The sequence below is a fragment of the Pseudoalteromonas distincta genome, from assembly GCF_000814675.1.
In the GTDB taxonomy this organism is placed as follows: Bacteria; Pseudomonadota; Gammaproteobacteria; order Enterobacterales; family Alteromonadaceae; genus Pseudoalteromonas; species Pseudoalteromonas distincta.
This window is the reverse complement of record NZ_JWIG01000027.1, coordinates 1-20,447: the sequence shown is the minus strand read 5'-3', so window position 1 is coordinate 20,447 and position 20,447 is coordinate 1. Positions and strand designations below refer to the sequence as shown.

Annotated in this window: 14 protein-coding genes and 3 rRNA genes; 6 read left to right on the top strand and 11 right to left on the bottom strand. The window is 40.3% G+C overall.

All coding sequences use genetic code 11. The features are described 5' to 3' along the window. The first annotated feature begins 88 nt into the window (after window positions 1-88). Entirely contained in the window at window positions 89-1,594 is a 1,506-nt protein-coding gene (locus QT16_RS17320; RefSeq protein ID WP_082007383.1) for a capsule assembly Wzi family protein, read from the top strand. 245 nt (window positions 1,595-1,839) lie between these two features. On the opposite strand, the gene hldE is transcribed toward QT16_RS17320, so the two are convergent. Both hldE and QT16_RS17310 read right to left on the bottom strand, forming a co-directional pair. Next, complete coding sequence (gene hldE, locus QT16_RS17315; RefSeq protein ID WP_039489653.1) at window positions 1,840-3,279, bottom strand: bifunctional D-glycero-beta-D-manno-heptose-7-phosphate kinase/D-glycero-beta-D-manno-heptose 1-phosphate adenylyltransferase HldE; 1,440 nt, start codon at window positions 3,277-3,279, stop codon at window positions 1,840-1,842. After that, window positions 3,279-3,869 carry an SIS domain-containing protein gene (locus QT16_RS17310; protein ID WP_002961065.1) on the bottom strand — a complete coding sequence of 197 codons (591 nt, stop codon included), beginning with the start codon at window positions 3,867-3,869 and terminating at the stop codon, window positions 3,279-3,281. The genes hldE and QT16_RS17310 overlap by 1 nt, the downstream gene beginning before the upstream one ends. A gap of 182 nt (window positions 3,870-4,051) precedes the next feature. On the opposite strand from QT16_RS17310, the gene waaA reads away from it, so the two are divergent. Both waaA and QT16_RS17300 read left to right on the top strand, forming a co-directional pair. Beyond that, the gene (waaA, locus tag QT16_RS17305) at window positions 4,052-5,335 is read left to right on the top strand and encodes a lipid IV(A) 3-deoxy-D-manno-octulosonic acid transferase (RefSeq protein WP_039489651.1); all 1,284 of its coding nucleotides are present in this window, start codon (window positions 4,052-4,054) and stop codon (window positions 5,333-5,335) included. Next, on the top strand, window positions 5,332-5,880 hold the full coding sequence (locus QT16_RS17300; RefSeq protein ID WP_039489649.1) for a DUF1415 domain-containing protein: 549 nt from the start codon (window positions 5,332-5,334) through the stop codon (window positions 5,878-5,880). The genes waaA and QT16_RS17300 overlap by 4 nt, the downstream gene beginning before the upstream one ends. A gap of 48 nt (window positions 5,881-5,928) precedes the next feature. Here the strand turns inward: QT16_RS17300 and QT16_RS17295 are convergent, their stop codons facing one another. The 4 genes from QT16_RS17295 to purL all read right to left on the bottom strand — a co-directional run bounded on the left by QT16_RS17295 (window position 5,929) and on the right by purL (window position 13,088). Then, window positions 5,929-6,258, bottom strand: coding sequence for a YdbL family probable chaperone protein (locus tag QT16_RS17295; RefSeq protein ID WP_002961068.1), 330 nt, complete (start codon window positions 6,256-6,258; stop codon window positions 5,929-5,931). An 11-nt stretch (window positions 6,259-6,269) separates the two neighbouring features. Then, window positions 6,270-6,467, bottom strand: coding sequence for a YnbE family lipoprotein (locus tag QT16_RS17290; RefSeq protein WP_002961070.1), 198 nt, complete (start codon window positions 6,465-6,467; stop codon window positions 6,270-6,272). A 2-nt stretch (window positions 6,468-6,469) separates the two neighbouring features. Next, window positions 6,470-8,920: an intermembrane phospholipid transport YdbH family protein gene (locus QT16_RS17285; protein ID WP_039489647.1), complete on the bottom strand. Its 2,451-nt coding sequence runs from the start codon at window positions 8,918-8,920 to the stop codon at window positions 6,470-6,472. A 277-nt stretch (window positions 8,921-9,197) separates the two neighbouring features. Next, the gene (gene purL / locus QT16_RS17280) at window positions 9,198-13,088 is read right to left on the bottom strand and encodes a phosphoribosylformylglycinamidine synthase (protein ID WP_039489686.1); all 3,891 of its coding nucleotides are present in this window, start codon (window positions 13,086-13,088) and stop codon (window positions 9,198-9,200) included. A gap of 211 nt (window positions 13,089-13,299) precedes the next feature. Here purL and mltF point away from each other — a divergent pair, with 211 nt between their 5' ends. Further along, on the top strand, window positions 13,300-14,814 hold the full coding sequence (gene mltF, locus QT16_RS17275) for a membrane-bound lytic murein transglycosylase MltF (protein ID WP_039489684.1): 1,515 nt from the start codon (window positions 13,300-13,302) through the stop codon (window positions 14,812-14,814). Window positions 14,815-14,978: 164 nt separating this feature from the next. Then, on the top strand, window positions 14,979-15,146 hold the full coding sequence (locus QT16_RS20895) for a hypothetical protein (protein ID WP_002961076.1): 168 nt from the start codon (window positions 14,979-14,981) through the stop codon (window positions 15,144-15,146). Between the two features lie 2 nt (window positions 15,147-15,148). Here the strand turns inward: QT16_RS20895 and tadA are convergent, their stop codons facing one another. Continuing rightward, window positions 15,149-15,664 (bottom strand): tRNA adenosine(34) deaminase TadA, encoded by a 516-nt coding sequence (gene tadA / locus QT16_RS17270; protein ID WP_002961078.1) that lies wholly within the window; start codon window positions 15,662-15,664, stop codon window positions 15,149-15,151. Between the two features lie 178 nt (window positions 15,665-15,842). On the opposite strand from tadA, the gene QT16_RS17265 reads away from it, so the two are divergent. Next, window positions 15,843-17,147 (top strand): inosine/guanosine kinase, encoded by a 1,305-nt coding sequence (locus QT16_RS17265; protein WP_033021433.1) that lies wholly within the window; start codon window positions 15,843-15,845, stop codon window positions 17,145-17,147. Window positions 17,148-17,183: 36 nt separating this feature from the next. Here the strand turns inward: QT16_RS17265 and glsB are convergent, their stop codons facing one another. The 4 genes from glsB to QT16_RS17245 all read right to left on the bottom strand — a co-directional run. Next, the gene (gene glsB / locus QT16_RS17260; RefSeq protein WP_002961081.1) at window positions 17,184-18,107 is read right to left on the bottom strand and encodes a glutaminase B; all 924 of its coding nucleotides are present in this window, start codon (window positions 18,105-18,107) and stop codon (window positions 17,184-17,186) included. Between the two features lie 1,135 nt (window positions 18,108-19,242). Further along, window positions 19,243-19,373, bottom strand: a 5S ribosomal RNA gene (gene rrf / locus QT16_RS17255). 62 nt (window positions 19,374-19,435) lie between these two features. Next, window positions 19,436-19,550: ribosomal RNA gene (rrf, locus tag QT16_RS17250) — 5S ribosomal RNA — on the bottom strand. Between the two features lie 211 nt (window positions 19,551-19,761). Beyond that, window positions 19,762-20,447 (bottom strand): 23S ribosomal RNA (locus tag QT16_RS17245); the annotation flags it as partial.

Genomic DNA, 20,447 nt, shown 5'->3' with positions numbered 1-20,447 from the left:
TAGGTTGATAAACTTAGCCGCAATCTAAATCACAAGGATCTGAACTTTGCGAAACAGAATTTTTCTACTTTCTACTCTTTTTTGCGCTATGAGCGCGTCAGTTAATGCTGAGCCATGGGTAAAACCCGATGATTACGGTCTAAGAGCTGATATTCAACAATTAGCTGATGCCGGTGTTATTTTAGCTCCTGTAACTACCTATCCGCTTATGTGGAAAAGTTTTATAAGTGATGTGCAAAGCATGCCGCTGGAGCAATTATCTCCAAGCTTGCAAGATGCTTTACTTCGCGTAAAACATCGATATAAATCAGAAAATAGTAGCTCGCATAGTCTTCAATTATCAGCTTTTGCAGCCACAGATCCAATCATAGCAACAAGCTTTGGTGCAACAAATACTCAAGAAACAGAGCTCTCAGCAGCTTACGCTTATTTAGGCGATAACTTTGCAGCTAAAGTAGCCGTAAATTATAGAAAAGATGGTAAAAAATGTTTAGTTGATGGAAAAACGACTGACGATATAGCTACCGATGAGCAAGCTTTAACCGATTGTAACGATACCTCACTTGACGATAGTTACTTAGCTTACCGTTTAGGTAACTGGATTTTTAGAGCCGGTGCTGTTGAACAATTTTGGGGACCTGGTGTTGATAACAGCTTAATTATGTCTGGTAATGCGAAACCTTTACCTGCACTAAGTGTAACTAGAGAAAAAAGTACTGCTTTTGAAACACCATGGTTAAGCTGGATTGGTCAATGGGGCTTTACCGCACAAATGGCTAAACTTGAATCTACACGTGTAATTCCTGATGCTTTACTTTGGAGTACTCGTGTTAATTTTCGCCCTATACAGCAGCTAGAAATTGCACTTAGTTGGTCTGCACAGTGGGCTGGTGACGGACAACCGGGTTCTGCAGGTGATTTTATTGATGTTATAACTGGCCAAACAACTTGCACTAATGGAAATGACAGCTGTGACAGTCAATTTGAGTCAAAAATAGGTAATCAGTTAGCGGGGATTGATATTCGCTGGTCAGGTACTTTATTTAACCAGCCCTATGCTATTTACGGCAGCACAATAGGCGAAGACGCAAGCTCTCAATTTAAGCCCTCCGACAGAGCATACCTTTTTGGTATTCAAACAAACCAACGCCTATATGATCTAAACATTTTAATCAACGCAGAGTATATTGACACAGGTGTCACATGCACTGAGCTTTTAACTCGTCAAAACTGTTACTACGAGCACATAGACTACAAATCAGGATATCGCTACCACGGTCGCAATATTGGCTCAACCTTTGATAACGATACGCAATCGTTAGTGTTCACGATTTTAGGTCAGCTTTCTAACGGCGATGATTGGCAAGTGAAACTACGGAGTGTTGATTATAACAGTGATAATACTGACCGCTATGGAAACAATCCAGACTTAGGTAACACTATTACTAAAACAGGCTTTAATAGTAAGCAATTAGAGCTTCGTTATAGAGTGCTTTCGATGGGAGGGCGAGTCACTTTAGGTGCTTTTGCATCTAACAATGACGGCGCTGAAAACGATACATCAGCATTTGCCAAGTATGAATTAAATTTTTAGTAAGTTACTTTATTAAAAATAAAAAGGGATGAAAACACTGTTTTCATCCCTTTTTTGTATTTTTAGTAACTTAAATCAGTAATTATACCAATTGCATTAAATTAGTGTTCTATTACAGCGATAAGAAAATAGCTCAATAATAAGGCTGAAATTATGATACATAGTTGTTCTATATAAATAATTTTTAACGCAGTTAGTGAGTTATTTAATACGCTAGAATGAGCATGTTTTTAATAAAATTGGTATTACTGTTTAATTTTGCTAATTACTTTTGATGTCGAGCATCCATCTAAAAATTCAAGCACTTCAACTTTTCCACCATGACGAAGTACATGCTCAGCACCTGCTATTTGCTCTACGGTGTAGTCGCCACCCTTAACTAAAATATCAGGGCTTATCTGCTCAATTAATTTAGCGGGAGTATCGTTTTCATCTAGACTGCCAAACGGAATAACCCAATCAACAGATGAAAGTGCGCTAAGTACCATCGCACGCTCATCTAGCGGATTAATAGGACGTTCTGCCCCTTTTAAACGCGTAATTGATTCATCATTATTTAATCCAACAACGAGTCTATCGCCTCGTGCTTTAGCTTGCGCTAAATAACGTACATGCCCAGCATGTAAAATATCAAAACAGCCATTAGTGAATACAATGGTTTCGCCGTTTTGTTTTGCAAATTCAATATGCTGAAGTACATCATCAAATGGTGTTTGGTAATGCTCACCCGTAGTATGTAAATACTGACCAAGCTTGCGGCTTAGCTCTTCTGGCGAGACAGTTGCAGCCCCAAACTTACTCACAACGATGCCTGCGGCTAAATTAGCAATTTCGACAGCATCTTTTGGTTCCATGCCCGCGCCAAGCATAACCGCGAGTGTAGCTATAACCGTATCACCAGCCCCGGTTACATCGCTTACTTCAAGCTCTTGCGCTGCAAAATCAAACTTTTCATCTGCACTAATAAGCGACATACCTTGCTCAGAACGCGTAAGTAACATAGCTTTAATGCCATTTTTGCTTATTAAATCACGCGCACTTGCTGCTAAAGCTGCTTCTGAATCGGTTTGACCACCCGCTAACTTAAACTCATGTAAGTTAGGTGTAATGTAATCAGCACCTTCATATAAATGTAAATCTGGCGATTTAGGGTCGATTAAAACCGTTTTTCCGGCGCCCTTAGCAAGGCTTACCATTTCTTTAATTAAACTCAAAGATCCTTTGCTGTAATCAGAAAACACTATAAAGTCGTATTCATCAAGTACAAGCTCTAAGCGGTTTAATAAAAGCTGGCTATGTTGCTCAGTAAACATTTCTTCTAAATCAAGTCGAACCAATTGTTGGTGGCGACTAATAACACGCATTTTTGAAATAGTTGGTAAATCACATACACTGACCAATTGTGAACTTATTTTTTCACCTTTTAGGATGGTCTCTAAAATCTGCCCGCTTTCGTCCTCACCAATTAAGCCCAATAAGCCAACTTTTGCATCTAACCGCGCTATATTTTTTGCAACGTTAGCTGCGCCGCCCGCTTTGTCTTCAAATTTACTTACTTTAACAACCGGTACTGGCGCTTCTGGCGAAATGCGACCTGTATCACCATACCAATAGCGGTCTAGCATTACATCGCCAACAACTAATATTCGTGCCGCTGATAAGTTTTTTAATAACGATAAATCCATTACTGCTGCTCCGCAACAACCATATCCATGGCTTCACATAACCAGTGACCTATAAACATGTGAGCTTCTTGAATACGTGCTGTTTCGTCATTTTTTATAATAATAGGTAACTTAGCAATATCTTTTACTTTGCCGCCATCACGTCCAGTTAATGCCACAGTAAAAGCGCCTAGTTTATTTGCAGCTTCCAATGCTAAATTAATATTGTTACTAGTACCTGATGTGGTTAAACCAATTACTAAATCTTCTGGCTTACATAACGCTTGAACTTGGCGTTCAAACACCGTATCAAAGTGATAATCGTTGCTGTGCGCTGTTAAAATAGAGGTGTCGGTAGTCAATGCCATTGAAGCAAGCGGACCACGTTCTAATTTATAACGCACTACAAATTCTGCTGCTAAATGCTGTGCATCTGCTGCACTACCACCGTTACCAAACCAAACAATCTTGCCACCAGCTTGTAATGCACTATGGCATGCTTCTAACAATTGCATAGATTCTTGATGATAAGCCTCCATCGTTTCAAATAATGCCTGATGACGGTTTAATGTTTCAACGTAGCTAGTTGCCACTGAATCGATAATTGACATGAAAAAATTCCTCTTGGAACTGAAATGGCAGGAAAAATTAAATTCATTATTCCATAATTTTATTTAATTGTGTGTATTTTATCGGGTTATAACTGAACCCAGACCATATTTTATAACGAGTCTGTTTAGAAAACGGCTATTTCACGGTAAACTAACGCCACTTCCCTTTAAGAAAGATCAGTATGGCACGCATTTTTTACTCATTCGCATTAATTATTATTAGCCCACTGATTGTATTTTATCTCTATATTTTACGAGGTAAAAAAAACCAAGGCTATCGTGCACACTTTAAAGAGCGCTTTGGGTTTGTCAGTAAGTCTTTATTTACGGTTAAAACTAAACCTTTAGTTTTTCATTGTGCTTCTGTTGGTGAGGTACTTGCCGCAACGCCACTTATTAAAGCTTTGCAAAAAGCGCATCCAAACTTAAATATACTTATAACCTGTAATACTCCAACAGGCAGAGAGCAAATACTTAGCCAGTTTAAAAAAACTGTAGCGTGTAGCTATTTACCAATCGATTTTCCGTTTGCGACGGCTCGATTTTTAAAGCGTATAAAGCCACAAGCATTATGTATCTTAGAAACTGAGCTATGGCCAAATTTAATGGCGATAAGCCACAAAAAAAACATACCAGTACTTGTCATCAATGCAAGACTCTCTGAAAAGTCGCAGCAGGGCTATCAAAAGGTCGCTAAATTAACGCATATTATTATGCGCTCAATTACAGTACTTGCGAGTCACAATAAAACAGATGCTAAACGTTTTATAGAGCTTGGTCTTGAGACTTCAAAAAGCCATGTAACAGGCTCAATAAAATTTGATATAACACCAAGTGAAGAGCAACTAGCTAAAGTACTCAACCTTAAACAGCTTTATAGTAATAATGAACGCTTTGTGTGGGTGGCAGGCTCAACACATCCTGTTGAGCATGAGCTGGTACTTTCAGCCCATCAAGAGTTACTAAAAAAACAACCGAACGCATTACTTATAATTGCCCCGCGCCATCCAGAGCAATTTGACAAAGTGGCAGAGCTTTTAACGCAAAGCCCACTTAGCTTTAGCCGTCGTAGCCAAAATAACTATAATAATGAGCAAGTACTTCTTGCTGATACGCTTGGTGAATTACAGTATTTATATGGCGCTGCAAATGTGAGCTTTATTGGTGGCAGCTTAATTCGCAGAGGTGGGCATAACCCACTGGAATCAGCAGCGTTTTCGGTAGGTGTAATAACAGGTCCACACACATACAATTTTGACCATGTTTATCCCGAGCTAACAAAGCTCAAAGGTGCTGTAGTGGTTGATAGTAACGACGAACTCGCAAAGCAGCTTATAACGTTTAGCCAAAACACAAAAGCGTGCCAAACCTTAGGTATTAAAGCTGCGCAATGCGTAACTAAAAACCAAGGTGCTATACAAAAAACACTTAACATTATTAATCAATATTTAGAGCCAAAACCGTGACCAACATAGCTATAAGCCAAACCCGTGAATGGGTGTCATCTGTTATTGTTAAATATAACTTTTGCCCGTTTGCTCGAAAAGAAGTAGAAAATAACTGTATTCATTACATAGTAAGCTCAGCAATGAGTATGGATGATGCTGTAATGGATATGCTTGAGCAATGTGTTGAGCTTGACCGTGAACCAGAGCGCGAAACAACCCTTATCATGTTTGACAATGGCTTTAGTGACTTTGAAGACTTTTTAGACTTGGTCGATTTGGCTAATGCACTTTTAGTCGCGCAGGGCTTTGAAGGTAAGTATCAACTCGCTAATTTTCATCCTGACTACGTATTTGCTGATAGTGATGAAACCGATGCCGCAAACTACACAAATAGAGCGCCCTTTCCTACATTGCATTTAATCCGCGAAGCAAGTATGAGCGAAGCACTTGATAGTTATAACGAGCCTGAATCTATTCCTGAGCATAATATAAATCTAGCAAGGCGTAAGGGGATTGATTTTTGGCAGCAGTTACTTGAAGGCTGTAAAAAACCGAGCGCTTAAATGCTCGGTTTTATTTTGGTTTGTGCAAAACAAGACAATAACAAACGCTTATTTTTTAACCCAGTTACCATTGACTTCAACGTAATGACCACTTTGGGTTTTTTCAATTGTTTTAGCGGCAGCAAGTGCTTCTACTTGTGAAAGTGACAAGTTATTCTTTTTAGCGAGCTTTAAGTACTGCGCTTTACGCTTTGCATTTATGTCATCAACAACGGCTTTTGCCTCTGCGTTTTGTACAACAAGTCCTAAATAACCAGAGCTATCTTCACCTACTAAACCTTGGTTTTTAGCGTCATCAAGGCTAATAGCCCAAGCAGAGAACGACATACATACTGCACTAACTAACGTAATAATGTTTAATTTTTTCTTCGTATTCATGTTCTAGCTCCTTAAAATAACTCACTGTCGTCACTAAATAAATTGTCGAGTTCTTTATCTACTTTTACGCGAATTTCGTGATCGACCTTCACATTTAAATTAATAGTAATGGGCTCTTTAGCAGACACCTCAACACGATGCGTGCAGGCACTTAATGCACTAATAGCACCCAGCGCGAGCAGTACTTTTATCAATAACGACTGTCTCATTATTAGTTTCCTTTTTGTGAGTATTGTTGCTCAACTTTTTGTGTAATTTCGTCACTTAAACGCAGTGCGCGTAAAAGTGTAAATACGTTTTCTTCGTGGTTATAATTAAAGTTAACCTGCTGCTGCTCTGCTTTATTATAGCCTTGCAAATTAACACCTAGTTTTAACCAACCATCATTTTTTAGTGCCACACTGCTATTAAGTTTTTGAATATCTAAATTAGTTAATAGCCCTAACACAGGTTGTAACTCTTGCTGTTGCTGCATTACTGAATCAAACGCGGCATTATTGGTAATTTTTAAATTACCTGTTCCTTGGCTAAATAAGCTACCGTCAATTATTTCAATTTTTCCACTATCAAAGTGAACTGGTAAAGACCCCGCCAAGCGCCCCGTTAATACAATGCCCGACTTATCGTCGAGTGTAACGAGTTTACTTGCATCAATGTTTTCAAACTTAACATTAGCAACTTGGTTTGGCTTCCCTACTGTGTAGCTATCTAATGAAAACTCGCCACCAAACACACTTCCTTTTACATCATTTATAAGCGCGGTATTGTTATTAACTTGCCATTGACCTTCAATCGCTTTAACTACAGCACCTGCTCTAAATTCATTTAAATTAAAGGTAGTTGGTTTTACATTAAGCTTACCTGAATTATATTCCCCGCTAAATGTACTGTTTAAATCGCTCGCAAGGTAATCGTTATACAGTGCACTTGTATGGCTAATCCCTATATTGAACAGTGCATTTTGTAAGTTTATATCGCCACTAATATAGCCATTAAATTCGCCCTCTGTTAACTGTGCAAGTGGCTCAAATTGACTAATAAACGCATTTAACAGCAGCGTACTTTGTTCAGGAATAATGACTTCAAACGGATGAGCTTGCGACGACACATGATGATTTATAACTAACTCAACATCGTTTATAAATGCGTGATGTGTGGCTTTTAGTGCACGGCTTTGCAAGCCCGTAGACTCTATTTTTATATTATTAAGTTTTATGTCGGGGCTATTAACAGCCTTTATATTCGTTTTTGCTGTTAGAACCGCAAATAACTCACCTACGCCTAAATTAGCATTTGCTGTTAATGTGTTACTTATATCTGTGACTTTAAATTCTTTATATTCTGCGCTTTTTAATTGCTGCGTTAACGTTACTTCTGCGTTTAACTGTTTATCCATTTTTGCTGTTAAATCACCTTGATATTGCACTGCACTTATATCAAACGCATCTACACTATTAAGCGTTAATTTAGCATTTATAAGCCCAATTGGTTTTGAGTCTTTAAACTCACTTATATTAAAGTGACCACTAAGGCTAAGCCCATTCGCTGTTGCAGGTGCAAACTCAGGTAAATTTTCAAGCATAACGGCGTAATCGCCTTTAATCGCAGCGCCAGATAACTGAGCATTAACGTTAATATTATTTATATCGGGTGTATTTATTTGAGCTGATAAAGTTGACTGTAAGTCTTTAAATGGAGATGTAATATTTAGTGTTGTATCTGTTATTAAAATATCAAATTGCTTATCGCCCACGCTTACCAAATTAATTGCAGGTACACTGAGCTCACTAGCCTCTAAGCGAATTGATTGAGGGAGTTTAAGTTGCCAATTTAAAGGAACTTGTTTGCTAATAAAGCCTGCATATTCACTTGGTGGAATTAACTCAGTACAGCTTGGTGTTAAATTAATTTTGTTATTAAGCAAATCGGTATTAAACATTAACGCTTGGCTATTTAAATTAAAACGCGTCGCCAATTTACCAGTGGTTAATACGTTAACTTTGCACTGCTCATACGTGTGAGCAAACTGGGAGCTAATATCGCCATTTAACTCAAGTTCTATACCATCAAAGCTAAATGCTTGCTGAGTATTAAAGTTAAAATCTGCTATTAATGTATTTTTAGTGTTTATAACGTGCTTTAAAAAAGTGTCATTAATTTCAAACTGACCCATTACTTTATTAGCAGTCAAAATTGCACTCGCGTTTATATCACCTGAGACATTAAATTTATTTAGTTCGGGTTCTAATATGCTTATTTTAAGTGGCTTATTGAGCTCATCACTTTTTACTACAAGCTGTTTAATATTGATTAATGGGCGATTTAAGGGAAGTGCTAAATCGAGATTTTTAGCAAGCTGATTAGCATTATCACTTTTAGGGAGTGGATTAACTGTTAGCACTGCATTTTCAATATATACACGCTTTGTATTTGCAGTAATACCAGTGAGTTGTAATTGTTGATTTTGATAATTTAAACACACTCTATCAGCATGAATATTTAAGCTAGACGTAATTGAAAAATCGAGACAACTTAACGTAATGTCTGCTTTTTTGAGCTCAGGCGCTATAACCCATTGTAATAACGGCAAGCGAAATACATAACTAAGCAGCAAGGTACTTAGTAATACAGCTCCAACAATTAAACCAATTCGCTTAAACATACTATCCTTAAATGCTTTGTGCTTTTAGCTAAACTAATACCAACCTGCATAAATCTTTGATCAATTTAACGAATTAAATTGCACTATAACGTCGTTAAAAGTTTTTTATTTAGAACAACTAGATATAAAAACTTTTGCCTAGTTCTAGCGTAATTTTCTTAACGTTAAATAGACCCCATATATAAGCAGATTGGTATAATCAAAAAAGGCTGCACAATGCAGCCTTTTTTATTTTACAGTAAGATTATGAATCTAACTTGTATAAACGTAAATATAATTAACCTACGTTTTTACGTGCGTTACGGAACATACGCATCCACGGGCTATCCTCGAGCCACTCATCTGGGTGCCAAGAGTTGGCAACGCTTCTGAATACACGTTCTGGATGCGGCATCATTACAGTGGCACGACCATCAGTTGACGTAATACCGGTAATACCTTCTGGAGAACCATTAGGATTCGCTGGGTACTGCGTTGTAGGGTTACCGTAGTTATCTACAAACTTAACCGCTACAGTGCCGCTATCAAGCGCCGCTTTAGTGGCTGCATCGTTTGCAAACTCAGCATGACCTTCACCATGAGAAACCGCTATAGGCATACGCGAGCCAGCCATTCCATTAAAGAACACAGACGGATTCTCTTGTATTTCTACTAAACTAAAGCGTGCTTCAAAACGCTCTGATTTATTAGTTACAAAGCGCGGCCAATGCTCAGTGCCAGGGATCAACTCTTTTAACGTTGATAACATTTGGCAACCGTTACATACACCTAAGCTGAAAGTATCTTCACGGTGGAAGAAGTTTTGGAACTGATCGCGTGCCATGTCGTTAAACAAAATAGACTTAGCCCAACCTTCACCCGCACCAAGTACGTCACCGTATGAGAAACCACCACAGGCCACTAAACCCTTAAATTGCTCTAGTGTTAAACGACCCTCTAAAATGTCGCTCATGTGCACATCAACGGCTGCAAAACCTGCGCGATTAAACGCTGCCGCCATTTCTAAATGAGAGTTAACACCCTGCTCACGTAAAATAGCCATTTGCGGTTTAGCACCGGTTGCAATGTATGGTGCAGCTATATCTTCGTTTAAATCAAAGTTAAGTTTTACGTTTAAGCCTGGATCTTTTGCATCAAATTTAGCATCAAACTCTTGCTTAGCACACTCAGGGTTATCACGGCGTGCTTGCATTTGATACGTTGTTTCAGCCCAAATAGTACGAAGCTCAGTACGCGTATGATTAAGTACCGTATTTTCGCCACGGTTAAATATAATCGTATCGTCACTGTTAAGCGTGCCAATGTTGTGGCTAATTGCTGCTATACCATGTTGTTCAAACACCGCATTCACTGCATCTAAATCAGCATTTGCAACTTGAATTACTGCACCTAGCTCTTCGTTATAAAGCGCTTCAATGTCAGAACCTGTTAAAGCTGCTAAATCAACCGTTACACCGGTATGACCCGTAAACGCCATTTCAGCAACCGTGGTAAATAAACCACCGTCTGAGCGGTCATGATAAGCAAGTAACTTACTATCAGCCACAAGCGCTTGCATTGCGTTATAAAAGCCTTTTAATAACTCTGGGCTATCAACATCAGGGGTTACATCACCCAATTGCTTATAAACTTGCGCAAGGCTTGATGCGCCCATGCGGTTTTTACCCGCACCTAAATCAATTAATATAAGCGATGTATCGCCTTTATCTGTGCGCAGTTGTGGTGTTACTGTTTTACGTACGTCGTCAACACGACCAAACGCAGTTATAACCAGTGAAAGCGGCGATGTTACTGACTTCTCTTGTGAGTCACCTTCATCTTTCCATGTCGTTTTCATCGACATAGAATCTTTACCTACTGGAATCGTTAAACCAAGCGCAGGGCAAAGCTCTTCGCCTACGGCTTTAACCGCTTCGTATAAACCAGCATCTTCACCTGGGTGACCCGCTGCTGCCATCCAGTTTGCCGATAACTTAATGTTTTCAAGGCTACCGATGTTTGCACAGGCAATATTAGTTAACGACTCCGCTACAGCTAAACGAGCAGATGCACCGTAATTAAGTAATGCAGCCGGAGTACGCTCACCGAGTGACATAGCTTCACCGTGGTAAGTGTCATACGTTGCCGCAGTTACAGCACAGTTAGCAACAGGTACTTGCCAAGGACCAACCATTTGGTCGCGTGCTACTAAACCCGTAACTGAGCGATCGCCGATTGTTATTAAGAATGTTTTTTCTGCAATGGTTGGTAAACGCATTAAGCGCTGCGCTGCATCTGCTGCATTTATTGATGTGATATCAAGCGCTTTGCCAACAACTTGCTTTGACGTTACATCGCGGTGCATTTTAGGTGCTTTACCTAATAATACGTCCAGCGGCAAATCAACAGGGTTATTTTCAAAGTGGCTGTCTGACACCGTTAAGTGAGGTTCAGCGGTTGCTTCACCAATAACAGCGTACTGGGCACGTTCGCGCTTACAAATTGCTTCAAAGCGGTCAAAGTCCTCTACGCCAACAGCGAGTACATAACGCTCTTGTGATTCATTACACCAAATTTCGTGTGGTGCCATGCCTGGCTCATCGTTAGGGATGCTACGTAATTGGAACTTACCACCACGTCCGCCATCATTAACAAGCTCAGGAAACGCATTAGATAAACCACCGGCACCTACATCATGGATGAATGCAATTGGGTTTTCATCGCCTAGTTGCCAACATTTATCGATAACTTCTTGGCAACGACGTTCCATTTCTGGGTTTTCGCGCTGTACTGAAGCAAAGTCTAAATCTTCGTTTGACTGACCTGAGGCCATACTTGATGCAGCACCACCGCCTAAACCAATGTTCATTGCAGGCCCGCCTAGCGCAATTAACTTAGCGCCAACAGGAATATCGCCTTTTTGAACATGATCAGAGCGAATATTACCTAAACCACCGGCAAGCATAATTGGTTTATGGTAACCACGTACTTCTTCACCGTTATGGCTTGTTACTTTTTCTTCATAAGTACGGAAGTAGCCTAATAAGTTAGGACGACCAAACTCATTATTAAATGCAGCGCCACCTAGTGGACCTTCTGTCATTATATCAAGTGCGTTTACAATTCGACCCGGCTTACCAAAATCGCTTTCCCACGGTTGCTCGTAACCTGGAATACGTAAATTTGATACAGTAAAGCCAACTAACCCTGCTTTTGGCTTAGAGCCACGACCCGTTGCGCCTTCATCGCGAATCTCACCACCAGAACCTGTAGCAGCACCTGAGAATGGCGCAATAGCTGTTGGGTGGTTATGAGTTTCAACTTTCATTAGTATTTCAATGTCTTCTTGATGATACGCATATTCACCTTGCGCATTTGGGAAGAAGCGACCCGCTTTTGAGCCTTTCATTACTGCCGCGTTATCTTTATACGCCGACAATACATTTTCAGGATTTAGCTCAAACGTATTTTTAATCATTTTAAACAGCGATTTTGGCTGCTCTTTACCATCGATTGTCCAGTCAGCATTAAATATTTTATGGCGACAATGCTCTGAGTTCGCTTGTGCAAACATAAACAATTCGATGTCGTTAGGGTTACGTCCTAACTTTGTAAAATTTTCTACTAAGTAGTCTATTTCATCATCAGCAAGCGCAAAGCCTTGCTCAACATTGGCTGTTGCTAGTGCTTCACGTCCACCACCTAAAATATCGACAGACGACATTTGGCGTGGGGCATCACTGCGAAACAGCTGAGCCGCATCTTCAAGTTCATTGTGTGTGGCTTCAGTCATGCGGTCGTGCAATAACGCAGTTACTTGTGCAAGTTGTTCTGCGTTTAAATCACCTTCAACATAATAAGCAATACCGCGTTCAACACGGTGAACCTGCTTTAAACCACAGTTGTGGGCGATGTCGGTAGCTTTAGATGCCCAAGGTGAAATGGTACCTGGGCGAGGTGTAACAAGTACAAGTTTGCCAGCTGGGGTATGCTCTGCAATAGTTGGACCGTAAGTTAATAGTTTTTCAAGCTTGGTTTGCTCAGAGCTACTCAACGGCGATGTTAAATCGGCAAAGTGAGCATACTCGGCGTATACGTTAGTGACTGGAAGTTGCGATTGTTGGCAACGCGCTAAAATTTTATTAACTCTGAACTCTGAAAGTGCTGGTGCACCACGAAGGATCAACATAGGTAATTTCATCCGGGGTTAGGGATTGAACGATATTTTAGGCACGCATTATAGTCCAATTAGCATTCAGATTTAACTCAAAATTACGCTTTTCATAAAATTAACTTTTTAGCTTTATTTATAGCCTCTTTTGGTTAATAAAATAAAAGGTAAAGTGACGCGATGGCTTAGTTTTGCTATAACGGTGGCTGGCGAGCTTAAGGGGCACTCAATGTTCAAAGAAAAACTAATAATAATCATTACTTTAGTTATGCTGTTATGTGCATGTGATATGCAAGAGCAGCCAACTCAACTCGCCCAAATAAAAGAACAAAACAAAATACGTGTGGGTACACTTGCAAGTGCTAGTAATTATTATCAAGCCGTTCAAGGTGAACAAGGCTTTGAATATGAGCTATCTCAAGCATTTGCTGAATATCTAGGTGTAGAGCTTGAAATAGTGCCATTTTTTAACTTATCCGATATGTTTGAACGCCTTGAAAGCGGTGATTTAGACTTAATAGCGTCAGGACTTACCTATAATAAAACCCGTGCAGAGCAATATCGCTATGGGCCAACTTACAGAACAATCAGCCAAAAGTTAGTTTATAAACAAGGGCGCGTTCGTCCTCGAGAGTTTGACGATTTAGATGGCAACTTTACGGTTATAGCTAAAAGTAGTCATTCGCTTACTCTACAAAAAATGAAGAAGAACAATCCAGATCTTAATTGGATAGAAAGCGAAGAGTTTGATGAAGAAGAACTACTTCAAGCGGTTATTGATGGCGAGATTGATTACACACTCGCTGATACACATACGCTATCGTTATTTCGCCGTTATCATCCAAATTTAAGTATCGGTTTTTCTGTTAGTCATAACGATCCGATTGCATGGATACTTAACAAATCAAAAGATGATTCTTTATATTCCTTATTAGTGCCATTTTTTGGTGACGTTAAGCAAAGTAACCAGCTCTATGTACTTGAAGAAAAATACTTTGGCCACGTGCGCCAATTTAACTATGTAAATACCCTTGCTTATATCGAAGCTATCAAAGAAACCTTACCAACATACCAACCATGGTTTGAACAATATGCTGGTAGCCTTGATTGGCGTTTATTAGCGGCACTTAGCTATCAAGAATCTATGTGGAATCCTCGCGCTAAATCGCCAACAGGCGTTCGCGGTATTATGATGCTAACCCGCAGTACAGCAAAACAAGTAGGTGTTACCAACCGCTTAGAGCCAGAGCAAAATATTCGCGGTGGTGGTAAGTATTTAAGTAAACTGATTAAGCGTATTCCTGATAGAATTCCTCAACCTGATAGAACATGGCTTGCACTAGCGGCTTACAATGTAGGTTGGGGGCACGTTAACGACGCGCGTATAATTACCGAGCAGCAAGGCGCAAGCCCTGATAAATGGGCTGATGTAAAAAAACGCTTACCGCTGTTAATTAAAAAGCGCTATTACCGTAAAACTCGCTATGGTTATGCGCGTGGCGATGTAGCGGTTAAATATGTTGATAATATTCGTCGCTATTACGATGCACTTGTTTGGCTAGATGAGAATAATGCTATTGCTGTAGAACCTGAACCAGAACCAGAACCAATCACAGAGCAGAGCACTGATACCGAGCCAAAGCTAAATGAAGAAAGTGACGAAAAAAGTAACAAAGATGAAGCGCAAACAGAAAAACAACAGCCTATAATTGAGCCCGAACAACCGAGTGAAAACAATAACTAAGATTTGTATAGGTATCAGTTTTTTGAGCAAGCAAGTAAGCAAAATTTAAGTAAATTAAATATCTGTTTACTTGTCATCAAATGATCACTAATGTGTATTACTTGTATATTATTATTTTATAAGATATACCCTGCGCCTTTCTCACTCTTGCATTAGGAGAAAACATGCTAAAACGTAGACGCACACAAAAATTAAAACGCAATGTGATTTATTCAACAGCCACACGTCGTCGTGTTATGCTAAGAAAACTGCACAAAAAAATCATCTGGCGCCGCCGAATGTTTGCTATGCAACAAATGGCTGAAACAGAAATAGAGCCAATCGCTAGTTAACTCTAGCTAGGTTTATTTATTTGTTCATCACGAGCAGCTTTCTTAGCTGCTTTAATTTGCGCTCTTCTACGTTTAAAAAAATTCGAAATAGTATCACCGCACTGTTGTGCTAAAACACCACCGCATACCTCTACTTGATGATTTAACCTCGGCTCTTGTAATAAGTTCATAATTGAACCTGCAGACCCAGTTTTAGCATCGAGGGCACCAAATACTAAACGCTTTATTCTGCTATGCACTAACAATCCCGCACACATAGAGCAAGGCTCTAACGTTACATATAGTGTGCAATCAATTAAGCGGTAATTGTTAAGGACTTTTCCAGCTTCTCGCACTGCAATCATTTCGGCATGGGCTGATGGGTCGTTATCGGTTATTGAACGGTTGTACCCGACTGAAATTAGCTGGTTATCTTTGACTACAATCGCTCCAACAGGAATTTCATCAAGCAACTCTGCTTGCTTTGCATACAAAAGCGCTTGCTCCATCCAGTAGGAATCATTAAATGGCTCGTTCATTCTTTCTACTTAAATAACTTTTTATGCTGTAATTATACCTAGTTAGCACTCTAAAGTGCGTCATTCATTACTTTATTGCAAAAATAAAACGATATTTACCTGTTTGTAATGGCTCACTCGTGTGGATTTACGCTATAATCTCACGCTTTTTTTATTTAGCTCACAACACGGGTAGCAAATGAAATTTCCTGGACGCCGCAGGCATAAACATTATTTTCCAGTGGAAGCCAAAGATCCACTTACCAATCAACTTAACGCAACAGAGCGATTACAACGTAGTTATATTACGGGTATCGACCAGATCGTTGTTGATATAGAGGCAAAAGTTGATCAAGCTTTCCTTGACGAATTTCAACTACGTAGAGGTATGTCACAAGTTATTGATAGCGACATAACGAACGCCTTATACGATCGTTTAAAATTAAACGATATGGTTGATTTTGAGTTTGCCGGTGGGACCATTGGTAACACTATGCACAACTACTCTGTACTTGCAGATGATCGCTCAGTTTTATTAGGCGTAATGAGCGAAAATATAAAAATAGGTAGCTATGCTTACCGCTTTTTATGTAATACCTCAAGCCGTGTAGATTTAAACTATCTTCAACCAGTAGATGGGCCTATAGGTCGTTGTTTTACATTAATTGATGAAACCGGTGAGCGTACTTTTGCAATAAGTGCGGGCCTAATGAATCACTTACGTCCTGAATCTATCGATAAAAACCTTATTGAAAATTCATCAGCATTAGTGATCAGTGCCTACCTCATGCGTACGCAAGGTAGTGAAACGATGACTGAAGCGACTATGCAAGCGGTAAAATACGCTAATGATGCAGGTGTGCCAGTTGTGCTTACACTCGGAACTAAATTCTTAATTGAACAAGACCCGACCTGGTGGGCAAACTTTGTTGAAAAGCATGTTGATATTCTTGCTATGAACGAAGAAGAAGGGTTAGCTATTACAGGTTTTGAAGACCCTCTCCTAGCTGCCGATAAAGCACTTGATTGGGTAGATTTGGTAATTTGCACCGCTGGCGAAAAAGGCTTATTTATGGCCGGCTACGTAGACGAAAGCTTAAAGCGTGAAACCGAATACCCGTTATTACCAGGCGCAATACCTGATTTTAATCGATACGAATTTTCACGTGCTATGCGTAAAACCGAGTGTGATGAGCCTATCAGAGCATATAGCCATACAGCCCCATTTATGGGTGGACCTGACTCAATCAAAAACACCAATGGTGCAGGCGATTGTGCTTTAGCGGCTGTGCTACATGACTTATCAGCAAATGTTTATCATAAACTTAATGTGGCAAACTCAGCTAAGCATCAGCAACAAGCTATTACTTACTCGTCACTATCGCAAATTAGTAAATATGCTAACCGAGCTAGTTATGAAGTGTTAGTTCAGCACTCTCCTCGTTTATCTCGCGGTTTACCAGAGCGCGAAGACTGCTTAGAACAGGTTTATTGGGAACAATAATAACGGTGGGAGCAATCGTTGCTCCCTATCAACTTCCTAAAAAATAGAAATATCGAGCTTTTTAGATAGCAGTTCCAGCGCCGCAATTCCTGCAACCGAATTACCAAACGAATTAAGTCCCGGAGAATAAACAGCTACCGTAAACTTATTTGGTAACACGGCTAAAATAGTCCCTGACACTCCCGATTTACCTGGCATACCTACTCTGTAACCAAAATCCCCCGCAGCATCGTATAAGCCACTAGTAAATAATAGCGAATTAAGCTGCTTATTTTGACGGCTACTTAAAACACGATCGCCCGATCGATTATCAACACCTTTATTTGCTAAAAAATTATAAGCTTTGGCTAATTCAATACAGTTGAGCTCAATAGAACAAAAGTTAAAGTAAGACCATAAAACATCATCGACTTCATTTTCAAAATTACCAAACGACTTCATTAAATGTGCCATAGCAGCATTACGGTGTCTAAATTCATACTCAGAATTAGCGACTTTTTTATCAATCACTATCCCTCTATTACCAGCTAACAACCTAAAGGTCTCGAGCATAGAGTGCATTGGTGCAGATAAGCGGCTGTATAACGCATCACACGTTACAATTGCGCCTGCATTTATGAAAGGGTTACGAGGGATCCCTTTTTCAAACTCAAGCTGTGTAAGCGAATTAAAGGCAGTACCTGAAGGCTCCTTCCCAACTCGATGCCAAAGTTCATCACCATAACGTTGCAGTGCCATAGTAAGTGTCATAACTTTTGAAACAGACTGAATGGTAAAACGTTGAGAGCAATCCCCCGCACATACAGTCTTACCATCAGTTGTATAAATAGCGATAGAAAATTGCTCAGGATCGACCTCTGCAAGGGCCGGTATATAATCAGCTACTTTTCCTTGTGATAATAAAGGGCGTACTTCATGTGCTATTTCATCAAGCACCTTTTGGTAATCAGCTGTAGGCAAACTAGACCTCTATATCATCATTCATAAAAATTGGATTTTAGCACGCGCGAATAGACGCAACTAGTTTTGTTGTTAAATTTAAAGGGGGATGTTTTTCTTAATTTAAAAAAGCAAAAAACGTCACATTACTGTAACGGGTTTCTCTTAATTAAATCCTGGTAATATCGTAGTGCCTACAGCGGTGGAGAGCCACATAGCAAATGCTACACTATCTTTGTGTCGGGGCGTCCTTCTGCGGGGCTCGCCTTAGAACTATTTTATTTCGCCACTAAGTTCGCCATGGACTATTTACAAAATTTCAAAAAGCAAAAAACCCGTCACATTACTGTAACGGGTTTCTCTTAATTAAATATTGGTAATGTCGTAGTGCCACAGCGGTGGAGAGGCACATAGCAAATGCTACACTATCTTTGTGTCGGGGCGTCCTTCTGCGGGGCTCGCCTTAGAACTATTTTATTTCGCCACTGAGTTCGGCATGGACTATTTACAAAATTTCAGAAAGCAAAAAACCCGTCACATTACTGTAACGGATTTCTCTTAATTAAATATTGGTAATGTCGTAGTGCCACAGCGTTGGAGAGGCACATAGCAAATACTACACTATCTTTGTGTCGGGGCGTCCTTCTGCGGGGCTCGCTTTAGAACTACTTTATTTCGCCACTGAGTTCGGCATGGACTGTTTACAAAATTTCAAAAAGCAAAAAACCCGTCACATTACTGTAACGGGTTTTTCTTAATTAAATCTTGGTAATGTCGTAGTGCCACAGCGGTGGAGAGCCACATAGCAAATGCTATACTATCTTTGTGTCGGGGCGTCCTCCTGCGGGACTCGCCTTAGAACTATTTTATTTCGCCACTGAGTTCGGCATGGACTATTTACAAAATTTCAGAAAGCAAAAAACCCGTCACATTACTGTAACGGGTTTCTCTTAATTAAATCCTGGCAATGTCGTAGTGCCCACAGCGGTGGAGAGGCACATAGCAAATGCTACACTATCTTTGTGTCGGGGCGTCCTTCTGCGGGGCTCGCCTTAGAACTATTTCATTTCTCCACTGAGTTCGGCATGGACTATTTACAAAATTACAAAAAGCAAAAAACCCGTCACATTACTGTAACGGGTTTCTCTTAATTAAATCCTGGTAATGTCCTACTTTCACATAGCAAATGCTACACTATCATCGGCCGGGGCTCGCCTTCGAGCTGTTTCGTTTCACTACTGAGTTCGGCATGGGATCAGGTGGGTCCAAAACGCTATTGTCACCAAGAAAATTCTTTTCAATTTTCTTATTTTAATTATTAAGGTTAAAGTCCTTCGACTGAATTTGAAGCCTGGTAATGTCCTACTTTCACATAGCAAATGCTACACTATCATCGGCGCTGTTTCGTTTCACTACTGAGTTCGGCATGGAATCAGGTGGGTCCAAAACGCTATTGTCACCAAGCAAATTAGGTGCAAAGAATCAATGACAAGCACGTAGTGCTATCATTTTCTTTGCGCAAGGTGCCTCAATGTTAACGCTACGCGCTAAGAGTCACCTCTTGAATTTGGAAAATATCTGATAATATTTTTTAAGTCTTTCTAAGTAATGTCTACTTTAGTTATATTAACTTCTTCGCTTGTTTCACTATCACATAAAACGCGTTTGGCGTTGTATGGTTAAGCCTCACGGGTAATTAGTACAAGTTAGCTTAATGGCTCACACCACTTCCACATCTTGCCTATCAACGTTGTAGTCTTCAACGGCCCTTCAGAGACTTTAAAAGTCTAGTGAGAACTCATCTCGAGGCCTGCTTCGCGCTTAGATGCTTTCAGCGCTTATCAGTTCCGAACGTAGCTACCGGGCAATGCCATTGGCATGACAACCCGAACACCAGCGGTTCGTTCACTCCGGTCCTCTCGTACTAGGAGCAACCCCTCTCAATTCTCAAACGCCCACGGCAGATAGGGACCGAACTGTCTCACGACGTTCTAAACCCAGCTCGCGTACCACTTTAAATGGCGAACAGCCATACCCTTGGGACCGACTTCAGCCCCAGGATGTGATGAGCCGACATCGAGGTGCCAAACACCGCCGTCGATATGAACTCTTGGGCGGTATCAGCCTGTTATCCCCGGAGTACCTTTTATCCGTTGAGCGATGGCCCTTCCATTCAGAACCACCGGATCACTATGACCTACTTTCGTACCTGCTCGACGTGTCTGTCTCGCAGTTAAGCTGGCTTCTACCATTACACTAACCGTACGATGTCCGACCGTACTTAGCCAACCTTCGTGCTCCTCCGTTACTCTTTAGGAGGAGACCGCCCCAGTCAAACTACCCACCAGGCACTGTCCGTAA

What these genes read in the sequence shown, in the direction of transcription:
- QT16_RS17295 (WP_002961068.1), bottom strand. Translation starts at nt 6,258, where the DNA reads ATGAATACGAAGAAAAAATTAAACATTATTACGTTAGTTAGTGCAGTA.
- mltF (WP_039489684.1), top strand. Translation starts at nt 13,300, where the DNA reads ATGTTCAAAGAAAAACTAATAATAATCATTACTTTAGTTATGCTGTTA.
- QT16_RS17320 (WP_082007383.1), top strand. Translation starts at nt 89, where the DNA reads ATGAGCGCGTCAGTTAATGCTGAGCCATGGGTAAAACCCGATGATTAC.
- QT16_RS17265 (WP_033021433.1), top strand. Translation starts at nt 15,843, where the DNA reads ATGAAATTTCCTGGACGCCGCAGGCATAAACATTATTTTCCAGTGGAA.
- tadA (WP_002961078.1), bottom strand. Translation starts at nt 15,664, where the DNA reads ATGAACGAGCCATTTAATGATTCCTACTGGATGGAGCAAGCGCTTTTG.
- purL (WP_039489686.1), bottom strand. Translation starts at nt 13,088, where the DNA reads ATGTTGATCCTTCGTGGTGCACCAGCACTTTCAGAGTTCAGAGTTAAT.
- waaA (WP_039489651.1), top strand. Translation starts at nt 4,052, where the DNA reads ATGGCACGCATTTTTTACTCATTCGCATTAATTATTATTAGCCCACTG.
- QT16_RS17290 (WP_002961070.1), bottom strand. Translation starts at nt 6,467, where the DNA reads ATGAGACAGTCGTTATTGATAAAAGTACTGCTCGCGCTGGGTGCTATT.
- hldE (WP_039489653.1), bottom strand. Translation starts at nt 3,279, where the DNA reads ATGGATTTATCGTTATTAAAAAACTTATCAGCGGCACGAATATTAGTT.
- QT16_RS20895 (WP_002961076.1), top strand. Translation starts at nt 14,979, where the DNA reads ATGCTAAAACGTAGACGCACACAAAAATTAAAACGCAATGTGATTTAT.
- QT16_RS17310 (WP_002961065.1), bottom strand. Translation starts at nt 3,869, where the DNA reads ATGTCAATTATCGATTCAGTGGCAACTAGCTACGTTGAAACATTAAAC.
- QT16_RS17285 (WP_039489647.1), bottom strand. Translation starts at nt 8,920, where the DNA reads ATGTTTAAGCGAATTGGTTTAATTGTTGGAGCTGTATTACTAAGTACC.